The following is a 24,786-nucleotide window of genomic DNA, read 5'->3' on the forward strand; positions in this document are numbered from 1 at the left end:
TACTATTCCCCTGTTTTAGTTTTTAAAGCTGTGGATCGGTGCCGGGATCCTGCCTTCCCTTCTGATAAACTCATCACAGCCAAATTCATTCACTGGCATGATCGGGGCATATCCAAGCAGGCCTCCGAATTCTGCCGTATCTCCAACGTCTTTACCAATGACCGGGATCAGACGTACTGCTGTTGTCTTCTGATTCACCATACCGATCGCCATCTCATCTGCAATGATGCCGGAAATGGTGGCCGGAGTTGTCTTTCCCGGAATCGCGATCATGTCCAGGCCGACAGAGCATACACAGGTCATGGCCTCTAATTTCTCCAGAGTCAGTGAGCCTGCATTGACCGCATCGATCATTCCCTGATCCTCACTGACCGGAATAAATGCACCGCTTAGGCCGCCCACATAAGAAGATGCCATCACACCGCCCTTTTTCACCTGGTCATTGAGCATCGCAAGTGCAGCGGTTGTTCCGGGCGCCCCGACACGTTCCAGGCCGATCTCTTCTAAGATTTCTGCCACACTGTCCCCTACAGACGGTGTCGGTGCCAGAGACAGATCCACGATTCCAAACGGAACCCCCAGTCTCTTGGATGCTTCCCCTGCTACGAGCTGACCCACACGGGTCACCTTAAATGCTGTCTTTTTGATCGTCTCACAGAGTTCCTTGAAGCCTTTGCCGCGTACCTTTTCCAGTGCCTTTTTTACCACTCCCGGGCCGCTGACTCCCACATTGATCACGGCATCTGTCTCTGTGACCCCTAAAAATGCCCCTGCCATAAATGGGTTATCATCCGGTGCATTGCAGAAGATCACAAGCTTTGCACATCCTAAAGAGTCATTCTCCTTGGTTGCCTCCGCCGTATCCTTTACGATCTGTCCGCACAGGCGCACTGCATCCATGTTGATCCCGGTCTTTGTGGAACCGACATTGACGGAGCTGCAGATCCGCTCAGTTACGGCAAGTGCCTGAGGAATGGAACGGATCAGATATTCATCACTCTTTGTCATCCCTTTGGAAACCAGTGCGGAATATCCGCCGATAAAGTTGACATCCACATCCTTGGCCGCACGGTCTAAAGTCTGTGCGATGGTCACGAAATCCTCCGGGCTTTTGCAGGCTGCCCCTCCGATCAATGAGATCGGGGTAATAGAGATCCGCTTGTTTACGATCGGGATCCCGAATTCTTTTTCAATGTCATTTCCTGTTGAAACCAGGTTCTTCGCCAGTCTGGTGATCTTTTCATATATCTTGCGGTTCAGCTCCTTAAGATCAGGATCAATACAGTCAAGCAGGCTGATACCGAGCGTGATGGTACGGACATCCAGGTTTTCCTGCTCAATCATCTTATTCGTCTCTGATACTTCGTACATATTAATCATAGCATTTATCCTCGCCTTCCAGTCATTCTACAGTTCGTCTTACAGCCGGTGCATCTTCTCGAAGATTTCTTCTCTCTGGCAGCGGATATTTACTCCGATCTTTTCACCAAGTGCTTCCATCTCATCACATACCAGTTTAAAATCTTTTTCCAGGCTTGTCACATCCACGATCATCATCATGTTAAAATACCCCTGAATGATGGTCTGTGAAATGTCCAGAATATTGATGTTATGTTCAGCCAGATAGGTACATACTTTTGCGGTGATCCCTACGGTGTCTTTTCCCAACACTGTTACAATACATTTCTTCATTCTCTCTTCCTCCTAAGTATCTAAACGGTAATTATCTCTGAAATCACATCCCGGTTTGCGACAGCCATATTAAGGTCTTCTCCTTTATAGTCATTGTCGCCAAGAGTTACTTCCAGCTTCACTGTCTCATAAGCAAGCTTCGCATAATTGTTTTCCTTGCTGAGATGGCCAAGCACGATGTGCTTCAAATTATCATGTAGTATATCACAAAGAAGCCGTCCTGACAATTCGTTTGATAAATGCCCTTTATCTCCCATGACTCTGCGCTTTAAATAATATGGGTAGGAACCGACCTCAAGCATATGTATATCATGGTTTGCTTCCAGGAGCACAGCGTCTAACTTCTGGAGCTTTTCAACAATATAATCATCATAAATTCCCAGGTCTGTAGCCACTGCCACAGACTTATCCATACAGTTCATACGGTAACCGGAGGGTTCCTTTGCATCATGGGAGATCCGAAAGGGGTCGATCGTAATGTCGCCCAAGGTAAAGCTTTCATCTATATGGATCGGATTTAAAAGCCCTTCCGGCATTTTCCCCAGAGGCCCATAGTTTTTAATGCCTTCGATCGTTCCTGGCGTGGCATAGATGGGAACCTCATATTTCCGGCTGAACACTCCCAGCCCCTGGATATGGTCAGAATGCTCATGGGTGATCAGAATCCCGTTCAGCTCTTCCCCCTTTACATCCAGTTCTTTTAATCCTGCATCGATCTTCTTTTTACTGATTCCTGTATCTACGAGCAGGTGTGTGCGCTCACTGCCTACATAGATGCAGTTTCCGCTGCTGCCGCTCGCAATGCTGCATAATCTCATATATTTTCTCCTATTTGTTTCTTTGTCTCTTCAAACGAACCACTGTTATCTATCACGGTCTGACATGTTTTTCTAAATACTTCTTCTGAAGACTGGGATGCGATCATCCGGCTGATTTTTTCGTCCGTATAGCCTCTGGATTCCTCAAGCCGTCTCCTCCTGACCTCCTCACGGGCATAAATATACCACATTTCCTGGCAGATCTGCTCATACCCTGCTTCCGGCAGAAGAGCCGCTTCAATAACATAAAGCGGCACCTTCTGCTCTTTCTTTTCTTTTATATCCTGCTCTACCCAGCACTTGACCTGGGGATGCACTATTTCATTGAGGACTTGTCTCTTTTTCTCATCCTGGAACACGATCATGGCCAGCTTTTGTCTGTCCAATTCCCGGTCTTCTCCGAGGATTTCTGTCCCAAAATGATCGAGAATCTGCTGATAACAGGCCCCGCCCTGCTTCTGAAGTTCTTTGGCTACTTCATCAAGCTGGCAGACAACGGCACCATATTCCTTTTCCAGATAACGCAGGACCTCACTTTTCCCGGAACCCACGCCTCCTGTAATTCCCAATACCTTCATTCTATTTTGCCTCATACCAGTTCTCACCTGTATGCATGTCCACGATCAGCGGCACATCCAGGTCTGCTGCCTCTTCCATCTGGCGTTTTAAGATTTCCTTTACCTTCTCTACTTCTTCCTCGTATGCCTCGATCAAAAGCTCATCGTGCACCTGGAGGATCAGCTTTGATTTCAGCCCTTTTTCCTTCAATTCCCGGTTTACACCGATCATGGCGATCTTCATAATATCCGCCGCAGAGCCCTGGATCGGAGCATTCATCGCTACACGCTCCCCAAAGTTACGCTGCATAAAGTTACTGGACTTTAACTCAGGCACAGGCCTCCTTCTGCCGAACAGAGTCACAACATAACCCTCCTCCTTAGCATGTGCCACCGTATCATCCAGAAAACGCTTGATCCCCGGATACGTTTCGAAATAATTTTCAATATACTGGGCAGCCTCTTTCCTCGTGATACTTAAGTCCTGACTCAGTCCAAAGGAGCTGATCCCGTATACGATCCCAAAATTGACAGCCTTCGCATTCCTGCGCTGCAGATCGGTCACTTCGTCAAATGGGGTGTGGAACACCTGTGATGCCGTCATTCGGTGGATATCCCTTGCCTCTTTATATGCCTGAATCAGCTGCTCGTCGCCCGAGCAGTGTGCCAGAATCCTCAGCTCGATCTGAGAATAATCCGCATCGATAAAGACGCAGCCTTCCTTCGGCACAAATACTTTCCTGATAAGACGTCCCAGCTCCATGCGTACCGGGATGTTCTGCAGATTGGGCTCTGTGCTGCTGATCCGTCCCGTCGCTGTGATGGTCTGGTTAAACTTCCCGTGGATCCTGCCATCCGGCCCGATATAGACCGCCAGCCCGTCGGCATAGGTGGATTTCAGCTTGGATAACTGCCTGTACTCCAGGATCTTAGCCACCACCGGGTAATCCGGTGCCAGCTTATCCAGAACATCTGCTGCCGTAGAATATCCGGTCTTCGTCTTCTTTCCGTTCGGAAGCTGCATATGGTCAAACAGAACGACTCCCAGCTGCTTCGGGGAATTGATATTGAAGGTCTCTCCGGCTTCCTCATAAATCTCTTTCTCCAGTTCCACAATGCGTCCGCCCAGCTGTTCTCCATAGAACTTCAAGGCTTCCGCCTCCACCTGGATGCCTGCCTGTTCCATATCAAATAAGGTAAATACAAGCGGCATCTCAATATCTGTAAAGAGATGATACATTCCCTGTGCCTGCATCTTTTCTCTCAAAATCCCGGATGCCGCATAGGCTGTATACGCTTCATAGCAGGCCTTCGTCATCGGCTCCGCCTTCTCATCGATCATCAGATTCAGCTGCTCTCTCGCCACATCCTCATAATCATAATCACTTTTCAGAGGATTCAGCAGGTATGCGGCTACCGTCACGTCAAAACAATGCTCCTGCTTTGTAACCGTAAGGACCGGAAGATACTTCTTTAGATCAAACATGGCAAAGGTCTCGGTCTTCTCTGCCAGTTCTGAGAGTCTGCCAAACAAGTAGTCCATCTCCACCTCAGGACTGCACACGATCGACCAGACCTGATCCTTTCCATAAGCGATCGTCAGCCTGCCATAGCCGGATGGATGTGCAAACAGCGGCAGTACGTTCCCATTGTCTTCTGTGAGTGCAGCGCCGACAGCCCCGGCCTTTGCCGCCTCCTCAAAGATCCGTTCCACTTCCTTTTTATCGGTAACCTCTTTGAAAGAGGATTCCACATCATTGACAGAGGTCTCCACATCGAAACGGCTCAAAAGATTTTTGAACTGCAGCCTTTGGAAATAATCATGGGCCTCCTTTGTATAGGGATTTCCATGTCTTGCATCCTCTAATTGAAACTCAATCTCTGCATGGGTATCGATGGTGGCAAGCGTCTTGCTCATACATGCCTGATCCCAGTATTCCTGGAGATTCTTGCTCGCTCTCGGCGGCTTGATCTCTGCCGCATGGGCGTAGGCATTCTCAATGGAACCGTATTCGGTGATGATCTTCGTCGCTGTCTTCTCTCCTACTCCCGGAACGCCCGGAATATTGTCTGAGGCATCTCCCATCAGTGCCTTTACATCTATAAATTCGATCGGCGTAACACCGTATCTCTCCTTTACATCGGCGGCATAATAATCCTCCACCTCTGTCCTGCCCTGCTTCGTCTTCGGGATCCGAATCTTCACATGCTCTGTGGCGAGCTGCAGAGTATCCCGGTCACCGGAAATGATAGAAACATCAAGTCCTCGTTCCTCACAGGTCCTGGATATGGTTCCTAAAAGGTCGTCTGCCTCCAGTCCTGCCTTCTCGATGATCTCAATGTCCATCGCACGAAGAACTTCCTTGATCACAGGAACCTGCTGCCTTAATTCCTCAGCCATCGGCTTTCTTGTCCCCTTATACTCCGCATACATCTCATGCCGGAATGTGGGGGCATGTACATCGAATGTCACGGTCAGATACTCGGGCTTCTCCTCATCCAGAATCTTGAACATGATATTTAAAAACCCATAAATAGCGTTCGTATGAAGTCCTTCCGAATTCGTCAGATCCGGGACACCATAGAACGCCCTGTTTAAAATACTATGACCATCTATCAATACAATCTTTTCTCTCATTTTCATTCTCCATGACTTGACTAATTGTTACTATTTACAGTCAGATAAATATAGTAACTGCTTGATTATCATAATAGAGTATACACTAAAATCTTTCTTTTTAAAAGGCTCTTTTTATGTTATCATAAAAAGAAACTCAAGGAGTATATGATCATGGATGGAATTATTTTTGATATCGACGGAACATTATGGAACTCAACAGATACTGTGGCAGAGTCCTGGAATCAGGCTATTTCAGAACATTCTGACCTGGAGATCAGAATTGACGGTGCTACATTAAAGAACCTGTTCGGTCTGCCGATGAATGAGATCTATGAGGCACTTTTCCCGGAACTGTCTTTTGAGGAGCAGAACCGTCTGGGGGATCTGTGCTTTGAATATGAGAATCAATTATTGGAAACGAAACCAGGAATTTTATATGATGGTGTAAAAGAAACTCTGCATACGCTCTCTAAAAAAGTCCCTCTTTACATCGTAAGCAACTGTCAGTGTGGTTATATCGAAGTCTTGCTGAAGACGACAGGTATTGGTGAATACATTCAGGATCACCTGTGCTTTGGAGAGACGCATACCTCGAAAGGACAGACGATCCTGAAATTAATGGAACGAAATCATCTTAAAGACGTGGTCTATGTAGGGGATACGCTGGGGGATTCCCGCGCCTGCACAGAGGCCGGGATCCCGTTTATCTTCGCAGCGTATGGGTTCGGTGAGGTGCCGGATGCGCCCAATGTGATCCACTCGATCCGTGAGCTTATACCCCTTTTTGATAAAGAATAAAGGAATATGCCGCAGGTATGACAATCACTAGGGCAATCACTACAGGTATGACACCGTTTAACTGCACGAAGCCTTCTATAATGAATAAGAAGCCTGCCACGATCCACAGTTTCCCCGTAAACCGTACTGTCCGGTTCCAGTTCTCGGCATTATTAAGGGTCCAGGGGAGCTTGATGCCGACCGTATAGCTCTGCCTGCTCTTGGGCATGTAGTTGCCCATCACAATAAAGACAATACCTACTGCCAGGCCGGCAAGCATCCCGACATTAACGGGAATGCCTGCCGCCCATATATAAGTCATGCCGCAGCAGACCCAGGAGACGACAGGGATCAGCCAGAAAACTACTTTCAGCATCTTGGCACTGATGTTCTGCTTCTTCGGGTCGTTCAATGTCACTATCACACATAAGAACTGTACGACGCCAAGCAAAAATGGAATTCCAAACACTGCAAATCCTTTGCTTGCCCAGCCATTCGGCTGATTATCATTCCCCCAGTGGACCACTACCTGATCCGGCATCCTGTTCCAGAGAAGGATTCCCACCACCATAGGAAGAATCGTGATGATCGTCGTCAAAATAATCTGACCTTTATATTTCCTATACTTGCTTTCCTCTTTCATCTCACTTATCTCCTTTCAATTCAGACAGCCACAACATAATCTCTTCCACTACAGATGTATTCAATTCGTAATAAACAAAATTCTTCACTTTCGTCTCCCATACCAGATCCGCCTTCTTTAACACATTCAGATGGTAGGAGATCGTTGCCCCCGTCATATCAAAATGACTGCCGATCTCACCTGCTGACATAGTCTTATCCTTCAAAAGTACCAGGATCTCCCGCCGGACAGGATCTGATAACGCTTTAAAGGTCTCGGCAAAGCTCATTTTACATCCCTCTTTTCTGTCCTGAAAACCTGTAGTAAAACCTATTTAGAAAACTTTCTAATTACTTTATACCATACTGCAAACCAAAAAGCAACAGGTATTTAGAAAATTTTCTAAATACCTGCTGCCGATTGGTTCCTATACTATCAATGCTCTATTTACTCCCGCTCCCGGATCGTAACATGGATCAGATCTCCCGGCTGTTTTCCGATCTTCTGCCTGATATCCTTTCTGACCCCGATGATATGATTCGGAGTCTTCATCCGCACCAGGCTCCCATCATATTCCACGCCGTCGAACTCGGCGTGTACCTTCACCCGGCCCCTGCCGAACTCCTCACGGACATCAAAGGGGAAATCCACATAGGCACCGTCGATATCCGGCACCTTTTTTAATACGGCATCAAATTCATATTGTTTTTCATTCATTTTAGGAGATCCTTTCTATCTTTATATCATACTGGCGGTACGCAAAACAAGTACATCCCTTTCATAGCGCTCGACTACATCCAGCCACTCCCTATTTGGTTTCGTAATCTCTTTTCTAACATTGTTATACCACAAATGTAATAAGTCATCATCTACAGGTTGTTCGATCAATATTTCTAAGATCTCCTTTAGACTTGTAACTTTTGCTAATCGTTTTATATTCTTTAAGGACAGACTAAATTTCTCAGAAACCACCTTATCATCATATTCTGAAAAAGTATCCTGCAAGGAATCTTCTAGCATTTCAATAAACTGATATTCAAGATCATCCGAACGAAAATCCTGCAGTTTGTAATTTTTTACACTGCACTGCAATTTTTCTATCATATATTCAGATACCTGAGACAAGAAAAAACTACCTGCCAAAATATGATCAATTGTTATTATATCCATAGCTTCCTCTTTCGATTAAATTAAATCTTTTTGCGACTTTCTGCGGAGCCTTACTCCCCACAAAGATAAGCATCTTTTGTCCCACCGCTTAGTATCCTGTAATTTTGATATGGAAAATTGCGTATTATGCATTCAAAAAGGCCCAACTCCCATACACAACGGCTTGTTCCAAATTTTTTTCTGGATTGTAAAAGGCGCATCGATTCTGTTCTTTGTATCCCATAAGTAATAGCTGCCTTCCTTGTAGTACGCCGGCATACATTCATGATTTTTCACCGCCTGGATGAGTTCCTCCACAGAGCTTAGCTCCCGCTGAAAATAGGTTGCATAAATACCAAGCTTTTCCGGGACATGACAATCACTGGAACCAAGCATTGCAAGTCCCAATTCCTTCGCATGCTCGGCCGCTTTCTTGTTGGCCTCAAAAAGAGTGCTTCCATTGAGGACCTCCACTCCATCCAGTCCGCGCATATCATGCAGCTTTTCTTCCAATCCTCTGTTATTATTCCGAAACGGATGGGCACAAAAGCACATGCCGCCCTGACTTTGCACATGAGAAATGAATTCCTGTGCCGGGATCCTCTCTTTCGGAAAATCTTCTATCCCAAAAGCTACGATATCGCCCTGCAATGAAAAATACTCGATCCCTACAAAAATCGGAAATCCAGTCCTTTCGGCATATTCCTGCGCAAAACTTTTCAAACCCATGCTGTCATGGTCCGTAATGCATATTCCGTCAAGCCCACGCTGTCTTGCCAGTTCTACCATCTGCTCAAGCTTTAAAAAACTGTCACCTGAGTACCGCATCTCGTGCATATGCATGTCTATCAGCATCCTGCAAACCTCCCTGATATCTTTTTAAATCCCATCACTTAAAAGAATTTTAGCATGAAAGTCTGCATATTTGCTAATTAGTATTTTATATAAATAGGTCTACTTATCGATTTTATCTATCATCCATGCTTTCTATAAGCCGTTTACACAGACTGCTCCATGAGATACGTTCCACTGCCCCCCTCTGTGGAAGGCCTGCTTTCCCTGCCTCTTCTATGGCCGATGCAAGACGTCTCTCAAACAGGGGCAGGGCCGACTCGATCGGCTCATCCTCATTCACCATAACCGGAGGCTCTACGAACACGGCTCCATGATTTGGAATATTCGCATCCAGCCAGCTTTTGATCCCCGGCAGGTCTGTGCAGACCACCCGCAGTCCGCATGCCATCGCCTCCACCACGACCAGCGGCAGACCCTCATAAAAAGACGGCAATACAAACACATCGCTTTGGTTCATCCGAAATGCAAGCTCTTCCTGGGACAATTTCCCGGTAAATACAACCTCTGCCGGACAGTTTTGGGCTTCCTCACAGATAGCTTGGTACTCCCTCTCATTCCCTGCCCCGCCCACAAGCATCAAGCGCACCTTGGTTCCCCGTTCTTCCAGATATTTCATCGAACGGATCAGGCTTCTTACCCCCTTCTTCTCCGATATCTTTCCGGCAAAGATCAAATTCAGTTTTTCTTTTACCCGCTCATCTGTGCATGTATCATTTATGTAAGCACCATTTGTATAGGAATCACTTGCACAAGAATCATCTATATAGAATATATCGCTGTTATAGCCTGTTCCGATCACCCGGACCCGCTCCCTGGTACATTGATAGAGCCTGCAGATTTCCTCCTTCTGCTCTTCATGCAATGCGAAAATCCCGTCCAGCCTAGGAATCCATTGGCTGATATAATCCCGCTGCCATTCATTTTTCTTGATCTGTCTCAGGTCCGATCCATGCGAAATCCCATATACGGGGATATCAGGAAACATCTCCCTCACCATCGCCGCAAGAAAATACAGATGATGGCACAGAATGATATCCGGCATAAATTCGCGTACTGCCTCCTGTATCCGTTTAGCAAAGGCCGTCTTAAACTGCCTTGTCATCTGCTGTGTCATGTCCGAATATCTCGTACTTTTATACGGCATTTCATCTGACATCCCCACAACCGGAAAAGGCAGGTCACCCGTCTCAAAACAGACCGGAAACACCTGCACTCCTTCTGGCAGACAGACCGTACCATCCCGGCTTATACCAGCGACTACTGCCTGCTCAATATTTAACCTTTGAAAGCCCTTCACCAGCTCCGTCAGATATACTCCGCTCCCGGTGCTGTCCGGCTTCTGGGCTGTTATACTTAATAATCTCATCTTACTGCTCCATCACTTATTATATTCAGCAAATAGCAGAACACCTCTGTTATGTTAAAATTGTTGTACCAAACTGACTTTTGACCCCAACATCATCTTATTGTTATATAATAGTCCTTTCCTAATTCCCCTTTGTGATCTATAACATTCACCTCATATGTAGTCTGCCGCTGTTTATTAAACTTTTGTTCTTGATCCTGCTTTTTTTCTAGAACTGTATCAAAGATAATATAAGTGAGTATGGCTTCTTTTATAGGTACTAAAAACCCATCAATTATAAATTCAAACTCTTTTATACCTAAACCATCGAATAGTAGTTTATTCATACTTCTTACAATCATCAAATTTATAGAATCTGAAAAAAAGGTAAGATTAACACATAATAAATAAAACATTCCAAATATAATATACTTGTGAAACCGCTTAACTTCTCTATTCAAAAATAGTACTGCCAAATATATAATAAACATCACTATTTTTAATATTGATTTGTAATTTTCCATCTCTGCCTTTTGAAAAATCCCATTCCTATTTACCAATTGATAAATAGGCAAGGCTACAAGTAGTGCCAAAAAGGCGCCCGTGAGAGTTAAGAGCATTCGTAACATATACCAGTAAAATCCAGATTCCTCTATACTATACTTTTTCATAATCAAGTCATACAAAAATGGGCTGGAAAGCCCCATTCCTATCCCAACTGTCATGGATGCCAATATCGCTCCTTTAAAAAATAATAGGTAAATACCTATAAAGAAACATGTAAAAGATAAAATGTACCATATTGCTTTAGATACTTTTTCTCGCATATTATCACCTTAACCTGCTCTTATTGCAAATCCTTAGACTTCAGGATCCGCCAAAAATCCTATGCCGAAATCCTCAACGGTTATGAACCGACCATGCCCTGGCTATGTAATCTGTTTTATCCCAATAAAACACAAACCCGGGCGCCCCACCTTTAAGTGAACGCCCGGGTTATGTACAATTACTGCGGATGGTGGGACTTGAACCCACACGAGGTCACCCCCGCAAGATTTTGAGTCTTGTGCGTCTGCCATTCCGCCACATCCGCTCATCGGCCTTTGAACCAGACGTTTATCTGTTCCTCAAGCCGAGATTTATCTTATCATATCCTGTAGTATTTTGCAATACTTTTTTTATTTCTGAAGCAGTTTTTTTCCAATCTCAAAGCAGTCAAAGGTTGCAAAATAATCTGCCGGGGTCTCTGCACGGCGGATCAGCTGTGCTGTACCGTCCTCTTTCAGCAGTACCTCTGCCGACTTTAATTTTCCATTGTAATTATATCCCATAGAGAAACCATGTGCGCCTGTGTCATGGATCACAAGATAGTCTCCCATCTCGATCTTAGGGAGCATTCTGTCGATGGCAAACTTATCATTATTCTCACACAGGGAGCCTGTCACATCATACTGATGGTCACACGGCCAGTCTTCCTTTCCCATCACCGTAATATGATGATAAGCCCCATACATAGCAGGACGCATCAGATTTACGGCGCAGGCATCCACACCGATATACTCTTTATGAGTATGCTTTTCATGGATCGCCTTTGTCACAAGACAGCCATACGGCGCCATCATATAACGGCCAAGCTCGGTATAGATAGCGACATCGCCCATCCCTGCCGGCACCAGCACCTCTTCATACACTCTGCGCACGCCGTCTCCGATCACCCGGATATCATTGGGCTCCTGGTCCGGTGTATAAGGGATGCCGATCCCTCCTGAGAGATTGATGAACTTGATATGCACTCCTGTCGCCTTCTGAAGGCGTACTGCCTGCTCAAACAGCACCTTTGCCAGCATCGGATAGTAGTCATTGGTCACCGTATTGCTTGCTAAAAAGGCATGAATACCGAATTCCTTTGCCCCTTTGCTCTTTAAAATCTGAAACGCCTCTTCGATCTGCTGTGTGGTCATTCCATACTTGGAGTCCCCCGGATTGTCCATAATATCATTACTGATCTTGAACAGTCCGCCTGGATTATAACGGCAGCTGATCGTTTCCGGGATGTGTCCGATCGTTTCCTCCAGGAAATCAATATGGGTAATATCATCAAGATTGATGATCGCACCCAGCCGGTCTGCCAGCACATATTCTTCCGGCGGTGTATCGTTGGAGGAAAACATGATATCTTCCCCTCTGATCCCGACTGCATCGGACAGCATCAGCTCTGTATAAGAAGAACAGTCACATCCACAGTCATATTCTTTCAAAATATCAATCAAATACGGATTCGGCGTTGCCTTCACCGCAAAGTACTCTTTATATCCGGGATTCCAGGAAAATGCCTCCTTCAGTGCCTTTACATTCTCCCGTATTCCTTTCTCGTCATAGAGATGGAAAGGGGTTGGGAATTCCTTCACGATCTCATCTATCTGTTCTTTTGTCACAAATGGTTGTTTCTTCATCTCTTTTCCCCTTCACGTAATTCTGTTTATAAAACACGGTTCTATCAAACCAGCTTTTGTCCAAAGGCTACTCGATCGTGGCAATTCTCATCATATTGCTTACGCCGCTCTTTTCTTTCTTCACACTTGGAGAAGGGATTCCTGCTGTCAGCACGACCACGTCGCCCACTTCGATATACTGCTTCACAAGTGCAAGCTCAATCGCACCGTTGCAGATATCCTCTGTGGTATCAAACTCCAGAGATTTCAGCGGTCTTACTCCCCAGTAGATGGACATTCTTCTCAAAGTTCTCTCATTTGGGGTCACCCCGAGAATCTCCTGTTTCGGTTTTAAGTTTGAAACTACCCTTGCAGTCGCACCTGACACAGACGGCGTAATGATACATTTTGCATTCAGGTTGGATGCTGCCAGCACAGAAGAATATCCGATCGCGCTGGATACCCCTGTCTTTAAGTGCTCCCCGGCCTTTTCCAGCATGATATCATAATCCAGGTGCTGCTCTGTATTTTCAATGATGTGCACCATCATCTGCAGGGCTTCTACCGGATATTTTCCCTGTGCAGTCTCACCGGAAAGCATTACCGCATCGGTCCCGTCATAAACCGCATTGGCTACATCAGTCACCTCTGCCCGGGTCGGACGCGGGTTACGGATCATGGAATCCAGCATCTGTGTCGCCGTGATAACAGTCTTGAAATTATTGTTACATTTCTGGATCATCATTTTCTGAAGATATGGAACCTCCTCTGCCGGAATCTCCACTCCTAAGTCGCCGCGGGCTACCATGATTCCGTCAGCCGCACGGATGATCTCATCTATATTCTGGATCCCCTCCGCATTCTCGATCTTTGCGATGATCGGGATATACGGTGCATTCAGCTCCCTCAGATACGCCTTGATCTCCAAAACACACTCTGCATTTCTTACGAAGGATGCCGCAATAAAGTCTACATCCTGCTCCACTCCGAACTTGATGTCCTCTTTATCCTTATCTGTGATCGCCGGAAGTCTGACAGGCACGTTCGGCACATTCACACCTTTGCGTTCTCCCAATTCACCGCCGTTCACAACAGTACAGATAATGTCTCTGTCTGTCTTGCTGACCACCTCCAGGCCGATCAAACCGTCATCGATCAGGATCAGCTTGCCTTTATCCACATCATCCACCAGACCTTCATAGGTGATGGATACCTTCTTATCGTCTCCCTCGATCTCATCGATCGTCAGAGTAAATGTATCCCCTGTTACCAAATGTACCTTTTTGCCATCCTTTAGTAAACCTGTACGGATCTCAGGTCCCTTTGTATCCAGAAGTATCGCTGTGTTAGAGCGCTCCTCCTCTCTTAACTGCTTCAACATGTCCATCCTGCTTTTATGCTCTTCGTGATCGCCGTGTGAAAAGTTGAAACGTGCAATATCCATCCCATTCTGGATCAGCTTACGCATCAGCTCTCTGTCATTTGTGTTTGGTCCCATAGTACAAACTACTTTTGTCTTTTTCATATCATATCTCCTTTTTTGCCTTACTGTTTTGTCATTTATCTATCTGGATCCTGCCTTTTGGCTCTTTCTACTTCACATGCTGATGTGTAAAAAGATGCTCCTGACAGTATTCATAATTGCCGTTACATTTTGAGCAGAATCGAAATTCCAGTGTCGGATCATCCAGCTCCGTACGCCCGCACACCGCACATCTGTGCCTTGCTCCGCCAGGATAAGCCATATGCGGTCTGGACTGCTGCTTGAACTTTGTCTTGCGTGCACGCTCCTTCGGTGTATAAGGCTTCATATTCCGGCTCGAGAAAAAGAAAATCACGAAATTTAAAAGAGAGGCCATAATAGCAACTCTGACCGCAATATTTCCCTTTACCATCGTATACAGTATCATCACCGCATATACAAGTGCCATCCATTTGATCTTGATCGGAAGGATGAAATATAACATCAGCTCCATATCCGGGTAGCTTGCTGCAAAAGCCAGGAAGATCGACATATTAATATAATATGTGCTGAAAAAGATTCCCAGTCCAACCAGCCCGCCTGTGATCGCATACAGGATAAACGCACCGATCACGGTAAACAAAATTCCCGAAAAGATATAAACATTATACCTAAATGCGCCCCATGTACGCTCCAGTGCATTTCCCAGGGAATAGTACAGCAGCATCATAATAACAATTGTCAGAAACCTGCCGCTCGGCGGTATCAGCACCCAGGATACGATCCGCCAGACCTGTCCCCTCAAGATCATGCCGGGCTCCAGGGTGAGCCAGTTAAGCAGATTCGGCATCAGGTAATAGATCCCATACCCGATCACATATCCGCCTAATAAATACATCGTGAGATTATGAATCGCATAACGTCCAAATTTTCTTTCTAACTTATTCAACCAATTCAATGACCACGTTCTCCTTATCATTTATTTTCTCATTCATGAAGTAATTGTACATTTCCCCCCTTTGTTTGTCAAATATATGTTATCCTTTCATGTGACGATTTTGTTAAATTTTATAAAGTTTATGGAAATATTACTCCATACTGCATAATAATGCCAATTGTGTTTTTTTCATTACTGTCGTATAATGTAAATTGTTGTAAAAATATGGAACACATTTAATAAGAAGTAACAGACATAAAATAGTAAGAGTGTGCCTTAAGCAGACTCTAGAGGATGAGGAAAATATTATGAGCTTAAACGAATTACATACCTTAGGAATTGACATTGGCTCTACCACTGTCAAGATTGCAATTCTAAATGGTGATAACGAAGTACTTTTTTCCGACTATGAACGGCATTTTGCCAATATACAGGAAACACTGTCCGATCTGCTCGGAAGAGCGGTCTACAAACTGGGACCGATCCGTGTCTCCCCAGTCATCACTGGTTCCGGAGGGCTGACCCTGGCAAAGCATCTGGGCGTCCCGTTCGTACAGGAAGTCATCGCCGTATCCACGGCACTACAGGATTATGCACCACAGACAGACGTTGCGATCGAGCTTGGCGGTGAAGATGCAAAGATTATTTATTTTGAAGGCGGAAATGTGGAACAGCGCATGAACGGGGTCTGTGCCGGCGGTACAGGTTCCTTTATCGACCAGATGGCATCCCTTTTACAGACAGATGCCTCGGGATTGAATGACTATGCCAAGAATTATAAAGCACTTTATTCTATTGCAGCACGCTGCGGCGTGTTTGCAAAATCGGATATCCAGCCGCTGATCAATGAGGGGGCTTCCAAAGAGGACCTGTCCGCTTCTATTTTTCAGGCCGTAGTAAACCAGACCATCAGCGGACTCGCATGCGGAAAGCCGATCCGCGGACATGTGGCATTTTTGGGAGGACCGCTCCATTTCCTATCCGAGCTGCGCGCTGCATTTGTGCGTACTCTAAAGCTGGATGACGAGCACACGATCGCTCCGCACCACTCTCATCTATTCGCAGCGATCGGCTCTGCCCTGAATTCGAAAAAAGATGTCAATGTGGCACTGATCGAATTACAGGAGCGTCTTGCAGGAAAGATCAAGATGGAATTCGAGGTAGACCGCATGGAGCCGCTTTTTGCCACCACCGGAGAGTATAATGCGTTTATCGAACGTCATGCAAAGCATCAGGTTCCTGTGAGGGATCTGGCTGCATATCACGGAAAGGCCTTTCTTGGCATCGATGCCGGATCTACCACAACAAAAGCGGCCTTAGTCGGGGAAGACGGAACCCTTTTATATTCTTTCTACAATAATAATGAGGGAGATCCTCTGGGAACGACTATCCGGGCCATCAAGGATATTTACAGCCAGCTGCCGGATGATGTCGAGATCGTGCATTCCTGCTCGACGGGTTATGGCGAGGCACTGATCAAGGCTGCACTACTCTTAGATGAGGGCGAGGTTGAAACTGTTTCTCACTATTATGCAGCATCCTTCTTTGAACCGGATGTAGACTGTATCCTGGATATCGGCGGGCAGGATATGAAATGTATCAAGATCAAAAACCAGACCGTTGACAGTGTACAGCTGAACGAGGCCTGCTCCTCCGGCTGCGGTTCTTTCATCGAGACCTTTGCAAAATCTCTGAACTACTCTGTAGAAGATTTTGCCCAGGAGGCTTTGTATGCCAAAAATCCCATCGACCTGGGAACCCGCTGTACTGTATTTATGAATTCCAAGGTGAAACAGGCACAGAAGGAGGGGGCTGAGGTTGCCGATATTTCGGCAGGGCTTGCCTACTCTGTCATTAAAAATGCGCTGTTCAAGGTCATCAAGGTATCCGATGCAACCGAGCTTGGCAATCACATCGTTGTGCAGGGCGGAACCTTCTACAACAACGCTGTTCTGCGCAGTTTCGAGAAGATCGCAGGCTGTGAGGCAATCCGTCCGGATATCGCCGGGATCATGGGAGCTTTTGGAGCCGCTCTGATCGCCCGCGAACGATATACAGAGTGTGAAGGTACGACTATGCTTCCGATCGATGAGATCGAAGCATTGGAATATAAGACAACAATGACCAAATGTAAAGGCTGCACTAACAACTGCCGTCTGACCATCAGCCACTTCAGCGGCGGCCGTAAGTTTATCACAGGAAACCGCTGTGAACGGGGACTTGGCAAGGAGAAATCCGTCAATAAGCTTCCAAACCTGTTCGAGTATAAAATGCAGCGTTATTTTGACTATACTCCACTGGAAGAGGAGGCTGCAAAACGTGGGACGATCGGAATCCCCCGTGTATTGAACATGTATGAAAACTACCCGTTCTGGTTCACATTTTTCACCAAGCTTGGTTTCCGCGTAGTGTTATCCCCTGCTTCCACCAGGAAGATCTACGAACTGGGGATCGATTCTATTCCAAGTGAATCCGAGTGTTACCCGGCAAAGCTTGCCCACGGACATGTGCAGTGGCTGATCGATCAGGGAGTTTCCCACATTTTTTATCCTTCTATTCCTTATGAGCGGAATGAATTTGAGGATGCCAATAATCACTATAACTGCCCGATCGTCACCTCCTATCCGGAGAATATTAAAAATAATATGGACCCGATCGTGCATGGGGAGGTGGACTTTATCCACCCGTTCCTCTCTTTTAAAAACGAGGAGACACTCTCCAGCCGGTTGACAGAAGAATTTGCAGGAAAATTCTCCATTCCTGGAGATGAGATTCACAAGGCTGTTCATGAAGCATGGAATGAACTTGCTGCCTGCCGTGAGGATATGCGCCGCAAGGGTGAAGAAACCATCAAATTTCTGGATGAGACAGGAAATCGCGGAATCGTGCTTGCAGGCCGCCCATATCACATCGACCCTGAGGTAAACCATGGTCTGCCGGAACTGGTCAACTCTTATAATATCGCCGTGTTGACAGAGGACTCCGTGTCCCACCTGCATGCTGTGGAGCGCCCGCTCAATGTAATGGATCAGTGGATGTACCATTCCCGTCTCTATGCAGCAGCCAATTATGTAAAAACAAAGGAAAACCTGGATCTGATCCAGCTGAACTCCTTCGGATGCGGTCTGGACGCGGTAACCACAGATCAGGTTGCCGAGATTCTGAATCGTTCGGATAAGATATATACCTCTTTAAAGATCGATGAGGTAAACAACTTAGGCGCTGCCAGGATCCGGGTACGATCTCTGCTCGCAGCCATCCGCGTCAGAGAGCAGAGAGAATCCAGGAGGGAGATCCAGCCGTCCTCCATCGAGAAGGTACCGTTTACAAAGGAGATGCGCAAGACCCATACCATTCTCTGCCCTCAGATGTCTCCTATGCATTTTGAGCTTTTAGAGCCTGCTTTCCAGGCTTCCGGCTACAAGGTGGAGGTACTGCCTAATGATAACAAGCAGGCCGTGGATGTGGGCTTAAAATATGTAAATAACGATGCCTGCTACCCGTCTCTGATGGTCGTAGGACAGATCATGGATGCGATCTTATCAGGAAAATATGATACTGACAGGCTGGCCGTCATCATCAGCCAGACCGGTGGAGGCTGCCGTGCTTCCAATTATATCGGCTTCATCCGCCGCGCATTGAAAAAGGCTGGCTACTCCCATATTCCGGTCATCTCTATTAACTTAAGCGGGCTGGAGGGGAATCCGGGATTTAAGATCACACCTGCACTGGCACTGCGCGGGGTTTACGCGGCCGCTATCGGAGACATTTTTATGAAATGTGTCTACCGGATGCGCCCCTATGAAAAAGTACCGGGAACGACCGATGCCATCCACAGGAAATGGGTCGGGGTCTGCAAGGGCTTCGTTTCCAGCGGATATCCCTCCAGACGTAAATTCAAAAAATTATGCAGGGATATCATCCACGATTTTGATACGATCGAGACTGTGGACATCAAGAAGCCGCGCGTCGGCGTGGTAGGCGAGATCCTCGTCAAATTCCTTCCGGCAGCAAACAATCATCTGGTCGATTTGTTGGAAAGCGAAGGGGCAGAGGCTGTTGTGCCGGATCTGCTTGACTTTTTGCTCTACTGTTTCTACAACCAGAATTTCAAGGTTTCCCACCTGGGATTCAAAAAATCCAAGGCCGCGCTGGGGAATCTGGGCATTAAGGCACTGGAATGGTTCCGTTCGCCGGCAACCAGGGAATTTGAGAAGAGCAGACATTTTGATCCGCCTGCACACATTGAAGATCTGGCAAAGATGGCTTCCGAGATCGTTTCCATCGGTAACCAGACCGGAGAAGGCTGGTTTTTGACCGGGGAAATGCTGGAGCTGATCCACAGCGGAGCCGGCAATATCGTCTGCACACAGCCGTTTGCCTGCCTGCCCAACCATGTGGTAGGAAAAGGTGTCATCAAGGAGCTGAGACGCAGATATCCACAGTCTAATGTGGTAGCGATCGACTTCGATCCGGGAGCCAGCGAAGTAAATCAGCTGAACAGGATTAAACTGATGCTGTCCACCGCAAATAAGAACCTGGAGGCAGAAGGTTAGAGAACGCTTTTTAAAACAAGAGCCGGATTTTACGAAACGACGAAAGATTCACCGTGTCTGCCTGTGCAAACACGCTTGACTCTCATCGGGATCTGATACTGAAATCAAAATCCATCCGTAAAATCCGGCTCTAATATATTCGTTTATCCTTTGTTTATGTTTCGGATAATATCCAGGATATCCGCCGGGGCTTTGACGATATAATCGGCTCCGGCTTTTTTTAATTCTTCTAATGTGCCGTACCCATACAGGACTCCCACAGAGTGTATTTTTGTTTCTTTGGCTCCTATGATATCGTGTTCCCGGTCCCCTATCATGAGGACAGTGCTTCGGTCCTTTATATGGCAGGACTCGAGGACATACTCGATAACTTCTGCCTTTTTGGTGCGTTCTCCGTCCATCATACTGCCTCCTATAAAGTCAAAATAGGAGGTCAGACCAAAATAGTCAGCAATCTGTTTCGCATATTTCTCAGGCTTGGAAGTTGCCATAGCTGCCTTTAGTCCTTCTTTTCTGATTGCAGACAGCAATTCAGGGATTCCTCCGTATACCTCGTTTTCAAATAACCCTGTGACACTGTAATATTCCCGGTAGCGCTCTACCGCTCTTTTGCTTTCTTCCTCCGAAAAACCACAGAATTCCTGGAATTGCCTGTGCAGCGGCGGACCTATGAAGCATCTTAACCGGGACAGGTCATCTACCTGCATACCGTATTGTTTTAATGCATACTGGACGCTGTTTATGATTCCCGGGCCAGAATCTGTCAATGTACCGTCCAGATCGAATAATACTGTCTTTATTTCCATATCAAAAGCTCCTGATCTTGTCATCTTCATCATTTTGTGTGTTTACGATCTTACGGATGACCACGTAATATCCAAAGTCGTCATTTACCTTCACAAACACCTTGTCGTTCACTTTATGTCCCAATATGGCTTTGCCGATCGGAGATTCTATGCTGATGAGTCCATTGATGGAACTTCCGCGTACAGATGTAACAAGACGATATGTCTCCACCTCATCGTCCTCTTCAAAATATAGCTCAACGGTGTTATTGATCCCCACCTCGTCTTCTTTGGATGAGTCATCTACGAGCACAGCTGTTTTCAGCATCCTCTCCAGATAACGGATCCTGCTTTCGTTGCGGTTTTTTTCTTTCTTAGCAGCATGGTACTCAAAGTTCTCACTCAGATCCCCATGCGCACGCGCTTCCTTCACAGCCTCGATCAGCTCTTTTCGGACAACCACCTTCCGGTGTTCGATCTCTTCTTTAATTTTTTCTATATCACTTTTTGTTAACTTATCATACATAACTGCATCCATTCCTTATTCTAATATTATGATGCCGGGGCAAAAAACATTCTGTCCCAATGATATGATTTTCACCGCCATAATGATCCTTCGGCTTCTAAAAACCCGAGGAAGCTAAAGACAGATGTCTTTTGCTCCCCCGGGGCCTTCTCAGTCGATCCTCTGATGCGGTTACTATCAATGGATTCCCTGATTTATTTTACAAGCAGTGATTTTCCTGTCATTTCTTTCGGCTGTTCCATTCCCATCAGCTCGATCAGAGTTGGTGCGATATCTGCCAGACATCCGCCTTCTCTGAGTTTATAAGACGGATCTGCATTTACAAGCAGGAATGGTACCGGATTGGTCGTATGTGCAGTAAACGGTTCTCCCGTCTCGGAATCGATCAGCTGCTCTGCATTTCCATGGTCTGCACAGATAAACATCTGTCCATCCACCTCCTTGATCGCCTCCACTGCTCTTCCAACACACTCATCCACGGCCTCAATTGCCTTCACTGCTGCTGCCTCAACACCTGTATGTCCTACCATATCAGGGTTAGCGAAGTTGATGATGATCACATCATAACTGCCGGATTTGATCGCCTCCACAAGCTTATCACATACCTCATATGCGCTCATCTCAGGCTGCAGATCATAGGTTGCTACCTTTGGAGATTTTACAAGAATCCTGTCCTCTCCCTTATTCGGCTCCTCCACGCCGCCGTTGAAGAAAAATGTCACATGTGCATACTTCTCCGTCTCGGCAATGCGTGCCTGAGTCATATTATTTGCTGCCAGAAATTCTCCGAATGTGTTAGTGATCTCATCCTTTACAAACGCAACCAGCTTATTACCGATCGTTACATCATAATCAGTGAAGCATACAAAAGTTGTCTTCACACGCTCTCCTCTGTCAAACCCATTGAACTCATCATCACAGAAGGTCCTGGTGATCTCTCTTGCCCTGTCAGGACGGAAGTTGAAGAAAATGACGGAGTCGTTATCTTTGATCGTCGCAACCGGCGCACCGTCCTTTACAACAACAGTAGGAAGGACGAATTCATCCGTTGTATCCGCATCATAGGATGCCTGGATCCCTGCCGGACCTGACTCTGCTGTCTCACCGATTCCTTTTGTCAATGCATTATAAGCCTTTTCTACACGGTCCCAGCGGTTATCTCTGTCCATCGCATAGTAGCGCCCCATCACGCTTGCAACCTGTCCTACGCCCAGCTCTGCCATCTTAGCTTCCAACTGCTCTACATACTCTTTTCCAGAAGCAGGAGGTGTGTCACGTCCATCCAGGAAGCAGTGAACATATACTTTCTCGATTCCCTGTCTCTTCGCCAGCTCAAGCAGTCCGAAAATGTGCTCGATATGGCTGTGGACACCACCATCGGATACCAATCCGAACATGTGCAGTGCGGAATCGTTCTTTTTTACATTCTCACAGGCTGCAAGGAGTGCCTTATTCTCAAAAAAGTCTCCATCCTGGATCGCCTTAGTGATCTTGGTCAGATCCTGGTATACGATGCGGCCTGCACCCATATTCAGATGCCCTACCTCTGAATTTCCCATCTGTCCTTCCGGAAGTCCTACAGCCATCCCGCTTGCATTTCCTTTTACAAACGGACAATCAGCCATTAATTTATCCATAACCGGTGTTCTGCCTTCGAATACGGCATTTCCGGTAGTGCTGTCATTCAATCCATATCCATCTAAAATCATTAATACGGTTGGTTTTTTACTCATATCTCTTCTCCTCTACATTATAAACTCGATATTGCAGCCTTTTTAACCGGCACTTCTGCCCCGGCTGCCCATGCCCTTAAGGGAAATCTGTTCCGGTACTTATTGTACCCGTTTTTTCTGTTTTTTGCAAATCCCTTTTCGTATCTCACCCTATATCTTTTATGTTTACATTTTTCCTAATAAATCCTTCTCCCAAGGCAGGTCTGCAGGCACAAACTTTAACGGGTCTTTTCTTTCAGCCATGTCCCCAGAAGATCAATCCATGACTGAATCGGTTCGCAAATGGAACTTCCATCCGGGTTGGAGGATGTCTCATCCGCCAGAGACAAGCCATGACCTCCTGTAGGATAAATATGAAGCTCTGTGGAAACCCCGGCCCTTTTAAGCGCCTCTGCCAGAAACAGGGAATTTTCTACAGGCACTGTCGGATCTGTAAATGTATGCCAGATAAAACACGGCGGCATGTCTGCTGTAACCAGCCTTTCGATAGACAGCTCCTTTTTCTTCTCCTTGTAACTGCTTCCCAGAAGATTCCTAAAGCTGCCCTTATGCATATATTTCTTTTTCGAAGTGATCACCGGATAACTCAGAATCAGCCCCGCCGGCTTTAAGATATCCGGTGTCGTCCCGGCTGCCTCGTAGAGAAACGGCTGATTCCAAAATACTCCGAAGCTGGCGGCCAGATGTCCCCCTGCTGATGATCCCTGGATAAAAATCTGGTTCCAATCCACATGCCATTTTTCATGGTTCTCATGGACAAGCTTCATCGCCTCCGCCAGTTCTAAAAGAGCCGTCGGAAATCTTACCGGTGCCACGGAATACCGCAGGATCCCTACATGATACCCCATAGCAAGCAGACGCATAGCTATAGGCTCTGCTTCCCTGTCACTGGTAAACTCGTATCCTCCGCCCGGACAAAGTATAATCATCGGCCTCAAACGCTCCGGCTGAAATTGTTTGGAGCTGTCCAGGATATATGCATGGAATCTGGCATCCGGGGCGGACTGCTCTGTTTGAATAGATATCACCTCATACTGCATAGGTTCTCCTCCTTTTCAAGAAAAAATCGTGGCGAGTGCTGCCTCTTACTCCCCACGATTTCTTCTATGCTGATCCTGCCGGACAGTTTTCATGTCCCAGGATTCCTCATTCTTATGATTCTTATTTGTAGTTCACGATCTTACCGAAATCAGCTTTCAGAGATGCGCCTCCTACAAGACCACCATCGATATCTGCCTGAGCAAATAATTCAGGAGCTGTAGCTGCGTTTACAGATCCGCCATACTGGATGCGGATCGCTTCTGCTGTTGCTTCATCATAAACTTCTGCGATACATGCACGGATTCCTGCACACACTTCCTGTGCCTGCTCTGTTGTAGCTGTCTTTCCTGTTCCGATCGCCCAGATCGGCTCATAAGCGATAACAGCAGTCTTTGCCTGGTCAGCTGTCACGTTCTGGAATCCAACCTTTACCTGCTGGCGGATGAAGTCCATTGTGACTCCCTGCTCTCTCTGCTCTAATGTCTCACCGCAGCACATGATCGGTGTAATGCCGTGCTCAAATGCTTTCAGGACTTTCTTATTCACATCTTCATTTGTCTCACCGAAATATTCTCTTCTCTCAGAATGTCCCAAAACAACATATTTAACACCTGCATCTACAAGCATAGCCGGAGAGATCTCACCTGTGTAAGCTCCACTCTCCTCAAAATACATGTTCTCAGCTCCAACCTGGATGTTCGTTCCCTTTACAGCCTCAACTACAGGAACGATATCGATTGCAGGCACGCAGAATACAACATCCACTTCTTCGTTTGCTACTAATGGTTTTAACTCCTCAACTAATGCAACTGCTTCACTCGGAGTCTTGTTCATCTTCCAGTTACCTGCGATAATCTTCTTTCTTGCCATGATTATGGT

General features: G+C 46.4%; 22 protein-coding genes and 1 tRNA gene. 2 read left to right on the top strand and 21 right to left on the bottom strand.

Annotation, left to right across the window (positions count from 1 at the left end):
• Positions 1-15 precede the first annotated feature (15 nt).
• The 5 genes from AC4OGX_RS21425 to polA are packed head-to-tail and all read right to left on the bottom strand — an operon-like array spanning position 16 to position 5,705.
• Positions 16-1,380: a PFL family protein gene (locus tag AC4OGX_RS21425; RefSeq protein WP_493332917.1), complete on the bottom strand. Its 1,365-nt coding sequence runs from the start codon at positions 1,378-1,380 to the stop codon at positions 16-18.
• 39 nt (positions 1,381-1,419) lie between these two features.
• The gene (locus tag AC4OGX_RS21430; RefSeq protein ID WP_493332919.1) at positions 1,420-1,692 is read right to left on the bottom strand and encodes an ACT domain-containing protein; all 273 of its coding nucleotides are present in this window, start codon (positions 1,690-1,692) and stop codon (positions 1,420-1,422) included.
• A gap of 20 nt (positions 1,693-1,712) precedes the next feature.
• On the bottom strand, positions 1,713-2,510 hold the full coding sequence (locus AC4OGX_RS21435; protein ID WP_493332920.1) for an MBL fold metallo-hydrolase: 798 nt from the start codon (positions 2,508-2,510) through the stop codon (positions 1,713-1,715).
• On the bottom strand, positions 2,507-3,088 hold the full coding sequence (coaE, locus tag AC4OGX_RS21440) for a dephospho-CoA kinase (RefSeq protein ID WP_493333064.1): 582 nt from the start codon (positions 3,086-3,088) through the stop codon (positions 2,507-2,509). Before coaE ends, AC4OGX_RS21435 begins: the two co-directional genes overlap by 4 nt.
• A 1-nt stretch (position 3,089) precedes the next feature.
• Positions 3,090-5,705, bottom strand: coding sequence for a DNA polymerase I (polA, locus tag AC4OGX_RS21445; protein WP_493332921.1), 2,616 nt, complete (start codon positions 5,703-5,705; stop codon positions 3,090-3,092).
• A 153-nt stretch (positions 5,706-5,858) separates the two neighbouring features.
• Between polA and AC4OGX_RS21450 the strand changes: the two genes are divergently transcribed.
• A complete protein-coding gene (locus AC4OGX_RS21450) occupies positions 5,859-6,485 on the top strand; it encodes an HAD family hydrolase (RefSeq protein WP_493332922.1) in 627 nt (208 codons plus the stop codon).
• Here the strand turns inward: AC4OGX_RS21450 and AC4OGX_RS21455 are convergent.
• The 11 genes from AC4OGX_RS21455 to AC4OGX_RS21505 all read right to left on the bottom strand — a co-directional run bounded on the left by AC4OGX_RS21455 (position 6,460) and on the right by AC4OGX_RS21505 (position 15,287).
• The gene (locus AC4OGX_RS21455; RefSeq protein WP_493332923.1) at positions 6,460-7,107 is read right to left on the bottom strand and encodes an SdpI family protein; all 648 of its coding nucleotides are present in this window, start codon (positions 7,105-7,107) and stop codon (positions 6,460-6,462) included. The two genes, AC4OGX_RS21450 and AC4OGX_RS21455, sit on opposite strands and share 26 nt — an antisense overlap.
• A 1-nt stretch (position 7,108) precedes the next feature.
• Entirely contained in the window at positions 7,109-7,375 is a 267-nt protein-coding gene (locus AC4OGX_RS21460) for an autorepressor SdpR family transcription factor (RefSeq protein ID WP_493332925.1), read from the bottom strand.
• Positions 7,376-7,533: 158 nt separating this feature from the next.
• Positions 7,534-7,803 carry a DUF1905 domain-containing protein gene (locus AC4OGX_RS21465; RefSeq protein ID WP_493332927.1) on the bottom strand — a complete coding sequence of 90 codons (270 nt, stop codon included), beginning with the start codon at positions 7,801-7,803 and terminating at the stop codon, positions 7,534-7,536.
• Positions 7,804-7,824: 21 nt separating this feature from the next.
• The gene (locus tag AC4OGX_RS21470; RefSeq protein WP_493332928.1) at positions 7,825-8,256 is read right to left on the bottom strand and encodes a hypothetical protein; all 432 of its coding nucleotides are present in this window, start codon (positions 8,254-8,256) and stop codon (positions 7,825-7,827) included.
• Between the two features lie 132 nt (positions 8,257-8,388).
• Positions 8,389-9,090, bottom strand: coding sequence for a PHP domain-containing protein (locus tag AC4OGX_RS21475; protein ID WP_493332929.1), 702 nt, complete (start codon positions 9,088-9,090; stop codon positions 8,389-8,391).
• Positions 9,091-9,202: 112 nt separating this feature from the next.
• A complete protein-coding gene (locus tag AC4OGX_RS21480; RefSeq protein ID WP_493332930.1) occupies positions 9,203-10,456 on the bottom strand; it encodes a glycosyltransferase family 4 protein in 1,254 nt (417 codons plus the stop codon).
• A 92-nt stretch (positions 10,457-10,548) separates the two neighbouring features.
• Positions 10,549-11,262 (bottom strand): hypothetical protein, encoded by a 714-nt coding sequence (locus AC4OGX_RS21485; RefSeq protein WP_493332931.1) that lies wholly within the window; start codon positions 11,260-11,262, stop codon positions 10,549-10,551.
• A gap of 183 nt (positions 11,263-11,445) precedes the next feature.
• A tRNA-Leu gene (locus AC4OGX_RS21490) sits at positions 11,446-11,528 on the bottom strand.
• An 85-nt stretch (positions 11,529-11,613) separates the two neighbouring features.
• Positions 11,614-12,888: a diaminopimelate decarboxylase gene (locus tag AC4OGX_RS21495; RefSeq protein WP_493332932.1), complete on the bottom strand. Its 1,275-nt coding sequence runs from the start codon at positions 12,886-12,888 to the stop codon at positions 11,614-11,616.
• Between the two features lie 67 nt (positions 12,889-12,955).
• Positions 12,956-14,392 carry a pyruvate kinase gene (gene pyk / locus AC4OGX_RS21500; RefSeq protein WP_493332934.1) on the bottom strand — a complete coding sequence of 479 codons (1,437 nt, stop codon included), beginning with the start codon at positions 14,390-14,392 and terminating at the stop codon, positions 12,956-12,958.
• Positions 14,393-14,459: 67 nt separating this feature from the next.
• Positions 14,460-15,287 (bottom strand): DUF1751 domain-containing protein, encoded by an 828-nt coding sequence (locus AC4OGX_RS21505; protein WP_493332936.1) that lies wholly within the window; start codon positions 15,285-15,287, stop codon positions 14,460-14,462.
• 287 nt (positions 15,288-15,574) lie between these two features.
• Between AC4OGX_RS21505 and AC4OGX_RS21510 the strand changes: the two genes are divergently transcribed.
• A complete protein-coding gene (locus tag AC4OGX_RS21510) occupies positions 15,575-19,822 on the top strand; it encodes an acyl-CoA dehydratase activase-related protein (protein WP_493332937.1) in 4,248 nt (1,415 codons plus the stop codon).
• Positions 19,823-19,965: 143 nt separating this feature from the next.
• On the opposite strand, the gene AC4OGX_RS21515 is transcribed toward AC4OGX_RS21510, so the two are convergent.
• From AC4OGX_RS21515 to tpiA, 5 genes are all read right to left on the bottom strand, one after another.
• Positions 19,966-20,628, bottom strand: coding sequence for an HAD family hydrolase (locus tag AC4OGX_RS21515; protein WP_493332938.1), 663 nt, complete (start codon positions 20,626-20,628; stop codon positions 19,966-19,968).
• A 1-nt stretch (position 20,629) separates the two neighbouring features.
• Complete coding sequence (gene greA, locus AC4OGX_RS21520) at positions 20,630-21,133, bottom strand: transcription elongation factor GreA (protein WP_493332939.1); 504 nt, start codon at positions 21,131-21,133, stop codon at positions 20,630-20,632.
• A 194-nt stretch (positions 21,134-21,327) separates the two neighbouring features.
• Entirely contained in the window at positions 21,328-22,866 is a 1,539-nt protein-coding gene (gene gpmI / locus AC4OGX_RS21525) for a 2,3-bisphosphoglycerate-independent phosphoglycerate mutase (protein WP_493332941.1), read from the bottom strand.
• Between the two features lie 218 nt (positions 22,867-23,084).
• The gene (locus AC4OGX_RS21530) at positions 23,085-23,906 is read right to left on the bottom strand and encodes an alpha/beta hydrolase (RefSeq protein WP_493332942.1); all 822 of its coding nucleotides are present in this window, start codon (positions 23,904-23,906) and stop codon (positions 23,085-23,087) included.
• Positions 23,907-24,027: 121 nt separating this feature from the next.
• Positions 24,028-24,777, bottom strand: a complete 750-nt coding sequence (gene tpiA / locus AC4OGX_RS21535; RefSeq protein WP_493332943.1) for a triose-phosphate isomerase — start codon at positions 24,775-24,777, stop codon at positions 24,028-24,030.
• Between the last annotated feature and the right edge of the window lie 9 nt (positions 24,778-24,786).

It is taken from the genome of Faecalicatena sp. (assembly GCF_058819085.1).

What these genes read in the sequence shown, in the direction of transcription:
- AC4OGX_RS21425 (WP_493332917.1), bottom strand. Translation starts at nt 1,380, where the DNA reads ATGATTAATATGTACGAAGTATCAGAGACGAATAAGATGATTGAGCAG.
- AC4OGX_RS21430 (WP_493332919.1), bottom strand. Translation starts at nt 1,692, where the DNA reads ATGAAGAAATGTATTGTAACAGTGTTGGGAAAAGACACCGTAGGGATC.
- AC4OGX_RS21435 (WP_493332920.1), bottom strand. Translation starts at nt 2,510, where the DNA reads ATGAGATTATGCAGCATTGCGAGCGGCAGCAGCGGAAACTGCATCTAT.
- coaE (WP_493333064.1), bottom strand. Translation starts at nt 3,088, where the DNA reads ATGAAGGTATTGGGAATTACAGGAGGCGTGGGTTCCGGGAAAAGTGAG.
- polA (WP_493332921.1), bottom strand. Translation starts at nt 5,705, where the DNA reads ATGAGAGAAAAGATTGTATTGATAGATGGTCATAGTATTTTAAACAGG.
- AC4OGX_RS21450 (WP_493332922.1), top strand. Translation starts at nt 5,859, where the DNA reads ATGGATGGAATTATTTTTGATATCGACGGAACATTATGGAACTCAACA.
- AC4OGX_RS21455 (WP_493332923.1), bottom strand. Translation starts at nt 7,107, where the DNA reads ATGAAAGAGGAAAGCAAGTATAGGAAATATAAAGGTCAGATTATTTTG.
- AC4OGX_RS21460 (WP_493332925.1), bottom strand. Translation starts at nt 7,375, where the DNA reads ATGAGCTTTGCCGAGACCTTTAAAGCGTTATCAGATCCTGTCCGGCGG.
- AC4OGX_RS21465 (WP_493332927.1), bottom strand. Translation starts at nt 7,803, where the DNA reads ATGAATGAAAAACAATATGAATTTGATGCCGTATTAAAAAAGGTGCCG.
- AC4OGX_RS21470 (WP_493332928.1), bottom strand. Translation starts at nt 8,256, where the DNA reads ATGGATATAATAACAATTGATCATATTTTGGCAGGTAGTTTTTTCTTG.
- AC4OGX_RS21475 (WP_493332929.1), bottom strand. Translation starts at nt 9,090, where the DNA reads ATGCTGATAGACATGCATATGCACGAGATGCGGTACTCAGGTGACAGT.
- AC4OGX_RS21480 (WP_493332930.1), bottom strand. Translation starts at nt 10,456, where the DNA reads ATGAGATTATTAAGTATAACAGCCCAGAAGCCGGACAGCACCGGGAGC.
- AC4OGX_RS21485 (WP_493332931.1), bottom strand. Translation starts at nt 11,262, where the DNA reads ATGCGAGAAAAAGTATCTAAAGCAATATGGTACATTTTATCTTTTACA.
- AC4OGX_RS21495 (WP_493332932.1), bottom strand. Translation starts at nt 12,888, where the DNA reads ATGAAGAAACAACCATTTGTGACAAAAGAACAGATAGATGAGATCGTG.
- pyk (WP_493332934.1), bottom strand. Translation starts at nt 14,392, where the DNA reads ATGAAAAAGACAAAAGTAGTTTGTACTATGGGACCAAACACAAATGAC.
- AC4OGX_RS21510 (WP_493332937.1), top strand. Translation starts at nt 15,575, where the DNA reads ATGAGCTTAAACGAATTACATACCTTAGGAATTGACATTGGCTCTACC.
- AC4OGX_RS21515 (WP_493332938.1), bottom strand. Translation starts at nt 20,628, where the DNA reads ATGGAAATAAAGACAGTATTATTCGATCTGGACGGTACATTGACAGAT.
- greA (WP_493332939.1), bottom strand. Translation starts at nt 21,133, where the DNA reads ATGTATGATAAGTTAACAAAAAGTGATATAGAAAAAATTAAAGAAGAG.
- gpmI (WP_493332941.1), bottom strand. Translation starts at nt 22,866, where the DNA reads ATGAGTAAAAAACCAACCGTATTAATGATTTTAGATGGATATGGATTG.
- AC4OGX_RS21530 (WP_493332942.1), bottom strand. Translation starts at nt 23,906, where the DNA reads ATGCAGTATGAGGTGATATCTATTCAAACAGAGCAGTCCGCCCCGGAT.
- tpiA (WP_493332943.1), bottom strand. Translation starts at nt 24,777, where the DNA reads ATGGCAAGAAAGAAGATTATCGCAGGTAACTGGAAGATGAACAAGACT.